The following is a 14,381-nucleotide window of genomic DNA, read 5'->3' as shown; positions in this document are numbered from 1 at the left end:
ACACAGCGCTGACAGGTAATTACGGCTTCCGGCTCAGTGCGACCGACCGGAAATTTTTACCTTGCGCCTTCGCTGGACCCCTATGGAGCTCTACCGTTGATGCATGACGGGGAATCCGCACTTAGCGGCACGGATTGAACGTGCTGGGCTGAAACAAGACGAGTTAGCGAACCGTCTGAACCAGCGGATCGAAGACCTGACCGGGCAGGTTGGCAAGCTGACTGACCGCCATGTCCGGAACTGGGTAACCGGAAAGACCCGGTGGCCGCAGGCAAGACAGCGGGTCGTACTCGAAGAAGAATTCGGAGCCACCGCGGAGGAACTGGGCTTCATCCCTCCTGCCGGGCGAACACGAGCACCTTCGGAGGACCCTTTGCGGCGACGTACCTTTACCACCACTGCTGCCGCTTCCCTGGCAGCGGCCGCCCTGCTGCCAGCCGCACCGTCGAACGGCTCCCGACGGGTGGGCATGACCGACGCCGACCGCCTTGAGCGCAACTTCGTGGACCTCGTACAGGCTGACAACGAGTCGGGCATAAGCGTGAAGCTTGAGACTCGTGCTCTGACCCATGCTCAGCACGCACTCGATCTGCAAGCCGTCGGCTACGCATCCACCCGCGTACGTCAGCGGCTGTACTACCTTGCTGCCGCGTTCACCGGCACCGCCCTCTGGGCGGCTGTCGACTCGCGGGAAGCCCAGCGTGCGAGCGGCCATCTGAATCAGGCGATGAAGCTGGCAGGTATGGCTGGGAGCAGCGAGATGCAGATGCGCTTGTGGGGCCACGCCGCGCTTCTGTCCTACCAACAACGTCACCTGCCCGACGCCTTGGCCGCGGCCGCGGCCGGGACCAGGCAGCACATCTGTCGGCAGGACCCCCTCTTCCGATCTCTCGCCAGCGCTCGCTTGGCGGGCATTCAATCCGCACTCGGTGACCCCACGCCGGCCCTGCGCAGTTTGGAGGTTGCCGAGAAGGCCTACGCGCGAGCAGACCGGGAAGAGGAACGTGCTCCCTGGATGGCGTTCTTCGACCGAGCGGAACTGGATGGCCTGTCCGCCCTGGTTTTCGGTCGGCTGGGGAAACACGCAGAGAGCGAAGCTCACCTACACCGCACTCTGGCGCGGCTACGTCCGGAGTACCGCCGAAACCGCACCTACTACGGGTTGAATCTCGCTCTCAGCCAGCTGGCCCAGGGCGAGCTTGAACAGGCCTACGCGACAGTGCTTCCCCACCTGCCTGCACCGGGCAAACGGATGACTGGGAGAACAGGCAATCTTCTGGAACAGTTTGGCCAGGGGCTGACCCGCACAGCCCCCAAATCCCGCATCGCGGTCGAGTGGGCCGACCGCCACGCCGAAGGAGAAGAACACCGGTGACGGTCGACGTAGTGCACTACACCGCCGAGGGCCTGCCCAACATCCGGCAGCACATCCTTGATACTCACGTGGAAGTGCGCCAACGTGACTTCGGGCTCACAGGCCCCTTCTACGACGTGGACCGCTTCGACGAGCGGCTGTCCGCGTACGCATCCCGGCCCAGCTGGACGGCAGTGCTGGGGTACGAAGAGGGCAACGTCGTCGGATTCTGCTTCGGCACGGCCCTGGCGCCGGACACCAAGTGGTGGGGCAGCATGCTCACGCCCCTGCCTGCCGCCTTGATGGCCGAAAACGGGAAGCGCACCGTCGCGCTGAACGAAATCGTGGTGCGCAAGGCGTGGCGGGGTCGGAGCGTCGCGTGGCAACTGCATGAGGCGTGGCTGACTCACCGCACTGAGGAGCGCGTGACGCTGCTCGTCAACCCCCTCAATGGGGACGGCGCCGTCCAAGCTGTCTATGAGGCGTGGGGCTACCGCAAGTTGGGCGACCAGCAGCCGTTTGCCGACTCGCCCGTGTTCTCGGTCATGCTGCGCTCGGTCGCTCCGGCTGAGAGTGCGGTACGTGACCTTATGCCTGGCTTGTCGTCGCTCGATGGGGTGATGTTGGGGCATCATGGCCGGTCAAGCGTTCGGGATTCGCTTGGGTGGCGGGATGGGTGATCGCAAGCCGTACTCGAGTGATGTCTCCGACGAGCAGTGGGTGTTGGTCGAGCCCGTGATCAGTGCTTGGAAGGCCGGGCACCCGTCGGTCAGTGGTCACCAGGGCAGATACGCGATGCGGGAGATCGTGAACGCGATTCTGTACCAGAACCGCACCGGCTGTCAGTGGGATCTGTTGCCCCACGATCTGCCGCCCGCCGGTGCGGTGAAGTACTACTTCTACAAATGGCGCGACGACGGTACCGACCAGACCATCCACGATCTTCTCCGATGGCAACTACGGGAGAAGAAGCGGCGATTAGCCGACCCGAGCCTCGTCGTTCTGGACACGCAGAGTATTCATGCAGCCGTCGGTGTGCCGGCCACCACGACCGGCCGGGATGCCGCGAAGAGGGTGCCGGGCCGCAAGAGGTGCCTGGCCGTGGACGTTTTGGGGCTGGTCGTCGAGGCCGTCGTGCTGCCGGCTTCCGCGCACGATAACGCCGCCGGTATCGCGCTGCTGGACGGCGTGGCCGGGCAGGCCGACACGGTGTGTAAGGCTCTGGTCGACCAGGGTTTCAAGAAGAGCGTCGTTGAGCACGGCGAACGGCACGGCATCGACGTCGAGATCGTCGAACGCAACCCGGCCGACAAGGGATTTGTCCCGCAGGCCAAGCGGTGGGTGGTGGAGCAGACGAACGGGATCTTGATGTTCTACCGGCGGCTGGTCCGTGACTACGAGCACCGTCTCGCCAGTTCCCGTTCCCGTGTCTTCTGGGCGATGACCTCTGTCATGGCCCGCCGGCTCACCGGCGCCACCGTCCCCGCCTGGAGGACAGCGTGACCGAGAACCCGCAGATCAGCGCCGTCCTGGAATATATCGAGGCCCGTGAGCGCGAACTCGGTGAGCAGGCCGGACAGCTCCGCTCCCGCGTCGAGGAACTCACCGCACGCCTCAGCGAACTCGACGCGGAGAGCGAGAACCTGCGCATTACCCGCAAGACCCTCCTCGCCATCCCCGCTCCGGCACCCGCCGATGAGACGCCCCGCCCCGACGTGCCGGACCACCCGGCCTACCAGCAGATACTCACCGCCCTCACCGACGCCGGCCGTCCGATGCGAGCCCGCGATCTGTGCGAGGCCCTCGACCTGCCGATCCTCCCGAAGAACACCGAAGGCATCCGGTGCAAGCTGAAACGCCTGGTCGCACGGGGCATCCTCACCGAACCCGAACCCGGCCTGTTCACTCAGCCCCGCACCTGACCGCCAGCCCACCCCACCGACCAGGGCCCCTCACCCAGCCCCAAGCCCGAAAGGGCATGACATCGCGTACCGCACTCTGACAGCCGCGCCTTCAGCTGCGACGCCTCCGCCTCCGCCAGCTTCCGCCCGTTCCGCTCATCCGCCAGCGCGTGCTCACCCTGCACGCGCTCCAACTCGGCGACGTCCTCATGCTCCTGGCCGTCCTCGACGCCCCCGGCCTGCGCGGCCGGGGCGTCCGGAGGGGCCGGTGCGTGCAGCCGCAGACCGGCAGCGAGCAGGTCGTCCACCGGGATCAGCCACCCGCGCTGCGGATCCTGGACTGCGCCGGGCAGGTCGGAACGATTCACCTCTTCCCCACGCGATAGCCGAAGCCAAGAGGCAAGGTTCCAGACTTGCAGTATGTAGACGATCCGCTGGGACTCTTTCAGTAAACCGATCCCGAAGGAGACGCAGATCACTCCCCCTTTCGGGAACCGGGAAGTCGATCTTGCCTGCTCTTGCCTCAGTTGCAGGCCATTTCTTCCTCGATACGTTCACATGTGCATCACACAGGTGATGCACATGTGTATGTAGAGATCGAGGAATCATGACGATTCGCATGTCTGCGCCATCGGGGCGCAGACGGCCTTGGCGTGGGAGGGTTTCCGGCTACATAGCGGGGAGCCTGGCCCTGGCCCTGTCTGTCACGCTCTTGGACGGCGCCGACGTGATGGCCGCACCGCTCCAGGCGCCGGCCACACCGGAGAAGCCGACCGTCACGCAGGCGGCGGACATTCCGTCAGCGCGTGTTGCCGCGCAGTTGTCGGGCAAGCGGGTGGAGGCGCTTTCGGAGCGCGAGGAAACCTCCACGACCTGGGCCAACAAGGACGGGTCTCTCACCACCGAGTTGACGGCTGGTCCGGTTCGCTTCAAGGATGAGGCCAACGGAGACTGGCGTGACGTCGACCTGGACCTCGTCAGCGTCTCTGATGGTGGAGTCGAGCCGAAGGCCCATCCTCATGGTCTGCGGCTTTCCGGCAAGACGGGTAAGCCTGAAGCATCCCTGAGGGCCGCGCAAGCCGCCAAGGCCACCGACCTGGTGACCCTTGGCGAGGGCGATGAGCAGATCACGTTGCAGTGGAAGGGTGGCCTGCCCTCTCCGAAGCTGGAGGGCACTCGCGCCGAGTACGTCAATGCCGTGCCCGGCGCGGACGTGGTGGTCGAGGCGACCCGTACCGGTTTCGAGCAGTTCGTCGAGATCAAGCAGAAGCCTGCCATCGACGACTACACCTACACGCTGCCGCTGAAGGCCAAGGGGCTGAAGGCCAAGCAGCAGGCCGACGGCAGCGTGGCGTTCACCGACAAGAAGAACAAGACGCAGGCAGTCATGCCGGCGCCGGTGATGTGGGACGCCACCATCGACCCCGCCTCCGGCGAGCACACCCGCCGGGTGCCGGTAGCGATGAAGGTCGTCACCACGGGCTCGACCATAGACCTGGTGGTCACCCCCGACCCGGATTTCCTCGCCGACCCCGCCACCAAGTACCCGGTCATCGTCGACCCCTCCACGTCGGCGCTCTCCAATGTCTTCGACACCTACGTCCAGCAGGGCGAGACCCGCGACTGGTCGACCGACACCGAACTCGACCTGGGCAATCCGGGGACGAAGAACGCCGATGGCACCCCGCGCACTGCCCGGTCGTTCATCTCCTGGAACACCGCCCCGATCTCCGACGCGCTGGTAATGGACGCGAAGCTGTCCCTGTGGAACTTCCACTCCGGCAACTACACCGGCACCTCCTGCCCCACCCAGCCGTGGGAGGTGTGGTCCACCGGGGCCGCGACGACCTCGTCGCGCTGGACGGCCCAACCGTCGTGGACCGCGAAGAAGGCCACCTCCTCGGAGACCCGGGGTAACGCCTCGTGCACCGCCCAGCCGGAAGGCTGGATCAACGCCAACGTCACCACCATGGTGCAGGAGTGGGCCTCCGCCAAGGCCGCCAAGTCCCACATGGGCCTGCGCGCCACCGACGAGAGCCTCACGAGCCAGTGGAAGCGGGTCAACTCCGCCAACGCCGCCACCAACGTGCCGAAACTGACGGTCACCTACAACTACCGGCCGCGCACGGGCACCAAGCAGGAGGCGGGCCCGCCGTACTTCTCCTACGGCGGCGCCTACGTGGTCAACACGGTGCGCCCCACCCTGCGTGACACGTTCGTCGACCCCAACGGCGACAAGAGCCAGGGCGCTTACCAGATCTTCGACTCGGCCACCGACACCCAGGTCGGTGACGTCCTGCGCTCCTCGTTCGTGCCTTCCGGCCAGGCCGCCTCGGTCACCGTCCCGGCCGGGGTGCTGACCAATGGCAAGACGTACAAGTTCCGCAGCTCCCCTTACGACGGCACGCATTACAACCTCGGCTGGTCGGCGTGGAAGACCTTCACGGTCGACACCGCCGCCCCTTCCGCCCCCGCGGGCATCGCCTCCACCGACTACCCGTCGAATGCGTGGGTCAAGGGCGCCGGCCAGGCCGGGACCTTCGCCGTCACCCCCAACGGCACCGACCACAACTGGGTCGAGTGGTCGCTGGACGGTCTGACGTGGACCAAGGTCGCCACCGACGGCTCCACCGCTGCCAAGGCGATCAGCCTCACTCCGCCGAAGAACGGCACCCACACCCTTCAGGTGAGGCAGGTCGACAAGGCGGACAACAAGTCCGAGGCCATCGAGTACGCCTTCCACGCCGGCCCGGGCGGCTTCGTGCAGCCCGCCGAGGGTGTGCGCGCCGCTCGACGTCTTCCGCTGGTCGCGGAGGCGGACGGCGGAAAGTACGACAAGGTCTCCTTCTCCTGGCGCCGTTCCGAGGCCGACCCGTGGGCGCGGATCCCGGCCGGGAACGTCACTTCCGGCGGAACGCCGCTCACCACCTGGCCGGTGGCCCTGCAGAACGGGCGCAACGCCGACCTTGTCTGGAACGCCGCCGACACCGTGAATCCCGACGGCACCGTCCAGATCCAGGCCGAGTTCACCGGACCGAACTCCGCCACGGGCAACACCCAGCCGCTCACCGTCGTCGTCGACCGCAACGCCCAGGGCGCCGCGCCCGGCCGTGTCGGGCCGGGCGCGTTGAACCTGCTGACCGGTGAGTACACGCTGTCCGAGTCCGAGGCTTCCCACTTCGGGATGTCGGTCAGCCGCACCGCCTCCTCGCTGACCCCCGATCTGGGGGCGGAGCAAGACGGACAGGTGCCGGTCTTCGGCAAGCAGTGGTCCGCGGGGATGAACGCGGAAACGACCGAATCCGACTACACGCACGTCCGCAGGATCTCCGACACGGCGGTGGCCGTCGTGACGGGTGCTGGCGACTCCGTCCACTTCACGGCGAACGCGGCGAAGACCGCCTGGATCGCCGAGCCGGGGTCCCCCAAGCTGACCCTGAAGGGCACCGTCACGGGCAGCTTCACGCTGACCGACACCGACGGCTCGGTCACCGAGTTCAGCAAGCTCGACGCCGCGTCCACCGTCTGGAACGTCTCGTCGACCATGCTCGACGGCAAGGACGACTCGACGGTCACCATGGTCTCGGAGACGGTGACCGTGGACGGCAAGAAGCTGGCCCGTCCGCACCGTTTGATCGCGCAGGACTCGGCCGTGACCGCGGCCACGTGCGCAACGACGCCAGCCACCAAGGGCTGCCGCGTCCTGGAGTTCGTGTACGCGACCTCCACCACGGCGACGGGCTCGGCCCTCGGTGACTACACCGGTCAGGTCAAGGAGATCCGACTGTGGGCGACCGCGCCGGGTGCCGCCTCCGCGACGGCCAAGACGGTCCAGTCGTACGCGTACGACGACCAGGGCCGACTGCGGGAGACCTGGCAGACGCAGATCTCGCCCGCGCTCAAGACGAGCTACGGGTACGACGCCGCGGGCCGGGTCACGACCTACACCGCTCCCGGACAACTGCCCTGGACCCTCACCTATGGCAAAGCGGGAACCTCTCCCACAGCGAGTGAGGGCATGCTCTTCAAGGCGTCCCGCGCCGCGCTGAAGCCCGGCACCGTCGACACCGTCGAGGGCCAGGCCGTGACGAGCATCGTCTACGAGGTGCCGCTGACCGGCTCCGCCGCTCCGCACAAGATGGGCGCCGCCGACGTGAAGGCATGGGGACAGACCCAGGCCCCCACCGACGCCACCGCCGTCTTCCCCGCCGACTCCGTGCCTGCCGGACACATCGGCAACCAGCTGACCGCGGCCGACTACCGGCGGGCCGGCATCCACTACCTGGCCGCTTCCGGCGACCTGGTCAACACGGCCGCTCCGGGCGGCCACATCTCCGCCTCGGAGAACGACCGCTTCGGCAACACCGTGCGCGGGCTGACCGCGGCCAACCGCTCCCTCGCCCTCGGCCTCACGGCTGCGGACCGGGACATCCAGGCCGGCCTCGGCATCGCCCAACTCACCAGTGCGGAGCGCGCCGAGCTGCTCTCGTCCCGGTCGGTCTACAACGCCGCCGGCACACGCAAGCTGGAGGAGTTCGGACCACTGCGCCGAGTCGAGCTGACCGCCGACCTCAAGTCGGACACCACGGTGCTGGTTCCCGCGGGTACCTCCGTGACCGCCCGGCCCTGGACGGTCAACGAGTTCGACGCGGGCCGTCCCACCGACGGGACCGCGACGATCAAGGACCAGGTCACCAAGACCAGCACCGGTGCCCAGGTCCGTGATCACCCGACCGTACACGGCGAGACCCGCCAGACGCAGACCGTCTTTGACTGGGCCAAGGGCGTCTCGGTCAAGACCATCCAGGACCCCGGTGGCGAGGCGCTCACGACCGAGACGGTCCACGACGCCCAAGGCCGGGTCGTCAAGCAGCTGATGCCCGGCTCCAACGGCACCGACGCGGCCACCCGGGTGACCACCTATTGGTCCGCGACGGGCGTCGGCGCCTGCCAGGGCCGCCCTGAATGGGCGGGCAAGGCCTGCTCCACCGGCCCGGCAGGCGCGGTCACCGGTGGCGGTTCCAACCCGGCGCAGCTCGTGACGAGCACCACCGAGTACGACTGGTGGGGCAACGCGGCGAAGACGGTGGACACCGCCAACGGCGTCACCCGTACCACCACGACCACGCACGACGCGGCGGGCCGCCCCGCCCAGGTCTCGATCACCGGTGGCGTGGGGGCGGCTGTTCCCCAGGTCACCATCGAGTACGACCCGGCCAACGGCGAGGCGGTCAAGTCCGTTTCCTCCACTGGCGGGACGATCACCCGGGTCTACGACAAGCTGATCCGTCTGATCTCCTACACGGACGCCGACGGCGGCCAGACCCAGGTGCAATTCGATGCCCTGGACCGTCCGATCAAGGCCACCGACTCCGTCCCGTCCACCGTGACCTTCTCCTACGACCACGCGGCCGAGCCGCGCGGTCTGCCGACGAAGACCAGCGACTCCGTGGCCGGCGACTTCACCGCGGCCTACGACGCCGACGGCGGCGTGGTGAGCGAGAAGGTGCCGGGCGGCTACTCGCTCGCTCAGACCAGGGACACAGCAGGTTCCGCGATCGCGCGGACCTACACGCGCGACAGCGACGGCATGGTCGTGTTCTCCGACCAGACCAGCGAGTCCGTGCACGGCCAGGTGACCGCCCAGGCGGCCTGGTCCGACCAGAAGTACACCTACGACAAGGTCGGTCGCCTCAGCACCGTCAAGGACACCGCGGACACCGTCTGCACCACCCGCTCCTACGGTTTCGACCAGCGCAGCAACCGCACCTCCCTGACAACCGCGACCGGTACGCCCGGCGCCGACTGCCCCACCACCGGAGGAACCACCAGGACCCACACCTACGACTCCGCCGACCGCGCCAGCGACGCGGGCTGGACGTACGACGCCTTCGGCCGCACCTCGACCTCGCCCGACCACGGCACGATCGGCTACTACGCCAACGACCTCGCACACCAGCAGACCGCGAACGGCAAGCGACAGACCTGGCAGCTGGACTCCGACCTCCGCTTCCGCTCCTGGAAGGCCGAGATCGGCAGCGGCAGCAGCTGGACCCAGACGGAGTCCAAGCTGAACCACTACGACAGCGACAGCGACAACCCGCGCTGGGTCGTGGAGGACACGGCAACCGGCGCGGTGACCCGCAACGTCGAGACCGTCACCGGTACGCTCGGAGCGACCACCGACAAGACCGGCAACACGGTGCTGCAGCTCACCAACATCCACGGTGACATCGCGCTGCAGCTGCCGCTCGACGCCGGCAAGGCGCCGGTAGCACTCGACAACGACGAGTACGGCAACGCGCGCTCGGGCCAGCCGCAGGCACGATACGGCTGGCTGGGCTCACAGCAGCGCCCCGCCGACACGCCCAGCGGCCTCATGCTCATGGGCGTCCGCCTCTACGACCCGTCCCGTGGCCGGTTCATGCAGACCGACCCGGTGTACGGCGGTTCCGCCAACGCCTACGACTACTCCAACGCCGACCCGTGCAACTCCACGGACACCAACGGCCTGTACCCGAACTGTGGCACCCGTCGCATCCGGAACGGCTACGGCATGCGCATCGTCACCAGTCGGCGTGGTGGCGGCATCGCGAAGAACGGCTACCGGTACATGGGTTACTACATCAATGTGCAGGTGACGGGCTTCGCCAACCGCTACCTGGCGAAGAACGCCACCCAGGCCGAGACCTGGGGCGTCAAGCCGGGACGGAGCAACAAGATGGTCAAGCTCCAGAGCAAGAAGAGCTGGTACACCCCGCTGAAGCTCCAGTGGGCGGTCCACTACAACATCCAGGTGAAGCCCGGCACCCGCATTTGGTCGGGCGGTGCGGTCGCGGTCTTCGGCTGGAACGGATACGTCGCGAGCATGACGGACAACTGCATGGCCAAGTGACCTGGCTGGCCTGGTGTTGAATGGGTGGCGCGTCCCACAGGGGCGCGCCACCTCCGTCTTTTCCGTACGGTCCGCAGGGGGCCGTACGCAGCCCGGAGGTGGGGAACGGAGAGTGATGGAAGGCAAGTCGATGAGGCGACCGCTGGCCGCAATCGCCCGGGAGGCCCTCAGCTCCGGCCCCACGGCGGCCGCCGCTACCGGCCCGGTCGTCGCGGATGTCTGGACCGAGGACGACCTCGGATTCGTCCTGCTCGTCCACCGCAGAGACGACGGGTACCTCGCGGAGGAGCTGTTCTACTCCCTGCGCGGCTCCGACGAAGACACGGAAGCGGCAGGCTGGGCCGACTGCGACCACCTCAGCGGCGGACTGCTGGGTTTCGATCCGGCGGACCCAGCGGCGCGAGAGGAGATCCTCGCCCGCCGCGCGATGGCCGTGGTCACCGAATCCGAATCCCTGGTGCACACCGGCAGGGTGCACCAGGACGACGGCGACGAACTCGTCCGTGTCGCGGAGCTCCTCGTCACCCCGGAGGCCGAAAGCCTCGAAGTGGAGAACCTGACCAGGCCCTCCCGCCACATCCGTCGTCTCTCCTTCCCATTGGCCCTGGTCGTCCTCCTCCCCGGTGACCGCCTGCGCATCCGCGCGGTCCGTGCATCCGGGACCGGGTACACAGCCCTCGGCGACGACCTCGAGCTGGCGCACCCGCCAGGTCCGGCGCCGGACGGCGGCAACCCAGACTGGTATCTGACGGGTCCGCAGTAGCCTCAGCTTGACTCTGTCGGGGTCTTGGAACTGTCGAGGTCAGGTGCCCAGGGTTCGCCAGGATTTCGGTCGGGGTAGCTCGCGCTGGTCGAGGTAGTTCTGGAAGGCAGTCGGTCGGCGGGGTGCGGGCGCGTCCTCAGCCGGTGGCAGTCCGCTGAGGCGCTCGATGTTGACGGCGATGGCCGTCAAAACATGTTGGATGTGGGCTTTTCCCTGTCCGCGGTAGCGGCAGCGTCGCATGCCGTGTCCGTGGGCGAACTCGTTGACCGTGCCCTCCACATCGGAGCGGACCGCATAGCGGCTCTTCCACTCGGGTGTCTGTTGCTCGGCGCAGACGCGGAGTTGCAGGTCGCGGAGTTCTCGTGGGGGAAAGCCCACGGTGCGGGCACTGTCGGCGGTGGTGGTGCACTGGGAGCAGGCCCGGGCAGGGCCGGCACTGGCTCTTGGTGAACCGTGCCACGATCAGCGGGGCCGCGGTGGGTGAGGAGGTCGGGTAGGGGCCGTGCCAGCCCTGGCTGACCTGGCCCTGGGGGCAGGTGACCTGCTGCTCGTCGTAGTCGATGTGGAAGTCGTCCCGGGCGAAGCCCTCGCCTCGGCGGTGTTGGCGGGTGGGGTTGCCTGGCAGTGGTCCGGTGACGGTGACCTCGTGCTGCCGGGCGGCTTGTTCCAGGTGAGGCAGGGAGGTGTAGCCGCTGTCGACCAGGTGCTCGGCGGGCAGCAGGCCACGCCGGGCCAGGCGCGTGTGGATGCCGGGCAGGACTTGGCTGTCGTGTGTGGTGGCCGCGGTGGTGGCCACGTCCGTGATCACGTTGGGGCTGTCGGGAGCACAGGTCTCGGTCAGGTGAGCGGAGAACCCCCTCCAGCTGATGATGTGTCCATGGCGTCCGTAGCGGGCCGAGGCGTCGTAGGGGGAGACGACCGCCCGGGACGAGTGCGGCAGCCCGGGCCCACCTTCCTTCTCAGCGGTGCGCCAGCACAGGTGTCCCGCGGCGTCATAGTGGTAGTTTTGCACGATGATCTGGCGCAGGGCCTGGACGCGAGGGCCGGACACGCGTTCCGATCCGTGCCGGTAGAGATGTTCCAGGAGCCGGACGGCATCGTTTCCGGTGACAAGGATCCTGGTCTTGCGTTTGGTGGGGTTCTTGCCCAGGCGGACCGCTCGGCCGTAGCGGCGCCCCCACTCCTCGTCGACCAGGCCGTCCAGCAGGTGCCCGGCGGTGCTGGCAACTTCTTCCAGCGCGGCTCGTACCGCCTCGGTGATCAGCTCCAGCCGGGTCAAGTCGCGCACCGCGGCCAGGACATGGGTGGAGTCGGTGCGCTGCGTGGTGCGTTCGCGCACCAGTCCGGCGTCCTTGAGGCAGGCCAGTGCGAGGCTCGGGTCGGCTAATCGCCGCTTCTTCTCCCGTAGTTGCCATCGTAGAAGATCGTGGATGGTCTGGTCGGTACCGTCGTCGCGCCATTTGTAGAAGTAGTACTTCACCGCACCGGCGGGCGGCAGATCGTGGGGCAACAGATCCCACTGACAGCCGGTGCGGTTCTGGTACAGAATCGCGTTCACGATCTCCCGCATCGCGTATCTGCCCTGGTGACCACTGACCGACGGGTGCCCGGCCTTCCAAGCACTGATCACGGGCTCGACCAACACCCACTGCTCGTCGGAGATATCACTCGAGTACGGCTTGCGATCACCCATCCCGTCACCCAAGCGAATCCCGAACGCTTGACCGGCCATGATGCCCCAACGTCACCCCATCGAGCGACGACAAGCCAGGCATAAGGTCACGTACCGCACTCTGAGAACTAGGCGTTACGCACCATCGTCCTTCGCCCGCGGAGCCTGCACGGGCAGACTGGCATCAGAAGCAGGGAAGGGGAGCCCCTGTGAACGACGAGCCGTTGGACGAATGGGCCGCACGCAGGGACGCCCACCGGCCGACGCCCGGCGCGCGCAGGGCTGTTCCTCTCGCCCGGCGTCCGGCGAACGGGCCGACCGGCGTCCCGCCGGTGCCGCTGACATTCGCCCCGGTCGGGGACGACGAGATCTGGATCAACGCCGACCTGGACGAGGCCGCCGAGGGCGCTGAGTGCAGCTGCTCGGCCGGTGACGACCAGCCGTACTAGCCGACGGCGGGCGGACCCCGCGCCGCCCGTTCTCCCCTCCGAATGCCGCCCCGCCCGTACCCTGGCCGGGGCGGCATTCCCTGTCCCCGAGCACCCGAGGAACCGCGCGTGTCCATGTCCCGTATCCACTTCGAGCAGCTTCCCGCCGAGGTTCGCCAGGCCGTCGCCGACAAGACCGGCGCCGTGCACCAGGCGGAGACCATGCGCGGCGGTATGAACTCCGGCATCGCCTCCGTCCTCGACACCGACAGCGGAAGCGTCTTCGTCAAGGGCATCCCGGCTGACCACCCCCAGGTCGGCGCACAGCGCCGTGAGGCGGCGGTGGCCCCGCACCTGCCGCCGTCCTGCCCACGCCTGTACTGGCACCTGGAGCTCGACGGCTGGAGCCTCCTCGGCTACGAGGTGGTCGACGGCCGCCACGCCGACTACGCGCCCGGCTCGCCGGACCTGCCGCTCGTGGAAGCGGCACTCACCGAGCTGCAAGGGATCATGGCCCCGACCGACGTCGAGATCAAGCAGGCCGTGGACCGGTGGGAGGAGTACGTACCGCCGGGCACCTTGCAGCACTTCGACGGTGACGCGCTGCTGCACACGGACTACGCCCCGGACAACGTCCTGATCGTCGGCGAGCGAGCCCGTCTCGTCGACTGGGCATGGCCGACGCGCGGCGCCGCGTGGATCGACCCGGGCGCACTGGCGCTGCGCCTCATGGACGCCGGCCACCCGGTCGAGGCGGCGGTCGACTTCGCGGGCCGCTTCCCGTCGTGGCGCAGCGCCGAGCCGGAAGCGCTAGCGACATTCGGCGCAGCGACGGCGGCCCTGTGGAGGGAGATCGCGGACCAGAACGGCACCGTATGGAAGCGGGCGATGGCTCAGCAGGCTGCCACGCTGGGGCGCGCTCTCGGTGCCCCTGTTTCTGCCGCCGGTGGCGCCGCTGCTGGTGACTGCCCCGGCCCATGTCGCTAATACGGGTGGGGAGTATTCGCGCAGGTAGCAGGGGAGCCGCAGGCCAGAAGGGGTGAGCGGAGCGGAGGAGGTTGGGGAGGTCTCCGAGGCCGTCACCGGCGCCCTCGGCGCCAACCCCCGCAAGGGCGACAGCCACGGCTGGTCGGACGTCGAGAAGGAGTTGAGCGACGTCATCGTGACCGCTGCGGTGGCCCTGGCCACGATCAGCCCGGACCCGGAGAAGGCGCTCGCTGAGCGCGTCCAGGGCCTACTGGCCCGCCCCGACCTGGACTGACCCGGACCCGGCCGCCGCATAAAAGGGCCTGCACAGCTGCTTGAGGCTGTGCAGGCCCTTCTTTCGGTCCCCGGATTTGCTGTCGCACAGCTGTTTAGCCGCGCGTC

At 67.9% G+C, this 14,381-nt stretch carries 11 protein-coding genes and 1 pseudogene; 10 read left to right on the top strand and 2 right to left on the bottom strand.

What is annotated here, in order from left to right; genetic code table 11:
• Window positions 1-103 precede the first annotated feature (103 nt).
• From OH735_RS04930 to OH735_RS04900, 7 genes are all read left to right on the top strand, one after another.
• Window positions 104-1,375 carry a Tat pathway signal protein gene (locus OH735_RS04930; protein WP_406379772.1) on the top strand — a complete coding sequence of 424 codons (1,272 nt, stop codon included), beginning with the start codon at window positions 104-106 and terminating at the stop codon, window positions 1,373-1,375.
• A complete protein-coding gene (locus tag OH735_RS04925; RefSeq protein ID WP_406379770.1) occupies window positions 1,372-2,034 on the top strand; it encodes a GNAT family N-acetyltransferase in 663 nt (220 codons plus the stop codon). Before OH735_RS04930 ends, OH735_RS04925 begins: the two co-directional genes overlap by 4 nt.
• Window positions 2,027-2,857 carry an IS5 family transposase gene (locus tag OH735_RS04920; RefSeq protein WP_406379768.1) on the top strand — a complete coding sequence of 277 codons (831 nt, stop codon included), beginning with the start codon at window positions 2,027-2,029 and terminating at the stop codon, window positions 2,855-2,857. The genes OH735_RS04925 and OH735_RS04920 overlap by 8 nt, the downstream gene beginning before the upstream one ends.
• Entirely contained in the window at window positions 2,854-3,276 is a 423-nt protein-coding gene (locus OH735_RS04915; protein ID WP_406379766.1) for a hypothetical protein, read from the top strand. Before OH735_RS04920 ends, OH735_RS04915 begins: the two co-directional genes overlap by 4 nt.
• 149 nt (window positions 3,277-3,425) lie before the next feature.
• Complete coding sequence (locus tag OH735_RS04910) at window positions 3,426-3,641, top strand: hypothetical protein (protein WP_406379764.1); 216 nt, start codon at window positions 3,426-3,428, stop codon at window positions 3,639-3,641.
• Window positions 3,642-3,985: 344 nt separating this feature from the next.
• Entirely contained in the window at window positions 3,986-10,150 is a 6,165-nt protein-coding gene (locus OH735_RS04905) for an RHS repeat-associated core domain-containing protein (RefSeq protein ID WP_406386411.1), read from the top strand.
• A 130-nt stretch (window positions 10,151-10,280) separates the two neighbouring features.
• Window positions 10,281-10,913, top strand: coding sequence for a hypothetical protein (locus tag OH735_RS04900; protein ID WP_406379762.1), 633 nt, complete (start codon window positions 10,281-10,283; stop codon window positions 10,911-10,913).
• A gap of 39 nt (window positions 10,914-10,952) precedes the next feature.
• On the opposite strand, the gene OH735_RS04895 is transcribed toward OH735_RS04900, so the two are convergent.
• Both OH735_RS04895 and OH735_RS04890 read right to left on the bottom strand, forming a co-directional pair.
• Window positions 10,953-11,291, bottom strand: a complete 339-nt coding sequence (locus tag OH735_RS04895; RefSeq protein WP_406379760.1) for a transposase — start codon at window positions 11,289-11,291, stop codon at window positions 10,953-10,955.
• 1,060 nt (window positions 11,292-12,351) lie between these two features.
• Window positions 12,352-12,606 (bottom strand): annotated as a pseudogene (locus OH735_RS04890) (transposase); the annotation flags it as partial.
• A 188-nt stretch (window positions 12,607-12,794) separates the two neighbouring features.
• Between OH735_RS04890 and OH735_RS04885 the strand changes: the two are divergent.
• The 3 genes from OH735_RS04885 (at window position 12,795) to OH735_RS04875 (ending at window position 14,274) form a co-directional block, all read left to right on the top strand.
• On the top strand, window positions 12,795-13,034 hold the full coding sequence (locus tag OH735_RS04885; protein WP_406379758.1) for a DUF6087 family protein: 240 nt from the start codon (window positions 12,795-12,797) through the stop codon (window positions 13,032-13,034).
• 114 nt (window positions 13,035-13,148) lie between these two features.
• Entirely contained in the window at window positions 13,149-14,000 is an 852-nt protein-coding gene (locus tag OH735_RS04880; RefSeq protein WP_406386410.1) for an aminoglycoside phosphotransferase, read from the top strand.
• A 52-nt stretch (window positions 14,001-14,052) separates the two neighbouring features.
• Window positions 14,053-14,274, top strand: a complete 222-nt coding sequence (locus OH735_RS04875; protein ID WP_406379756.1) for a MazG-like family protein — start codon at window positions 14,053-14,055, stop codon at window positions 14,272-14,274.
• The last annotated feature ends 107 nt before the right edge of the window (window positions 14,275-14,381 follow it).

It is taken from the genome of Streptomyces sp. NBC_01618 (assembly GCF_045209435.1).
In the GTDB taxonomy this organism is placed as follows: Bacteria; Actinomycetota; Actinomycetes; order Streptomycetales; family Streptomycetaceae; genus Streptomyces.
This window is presented reverse-complemented; position numbering and strand designations above follow the sequence as displayed.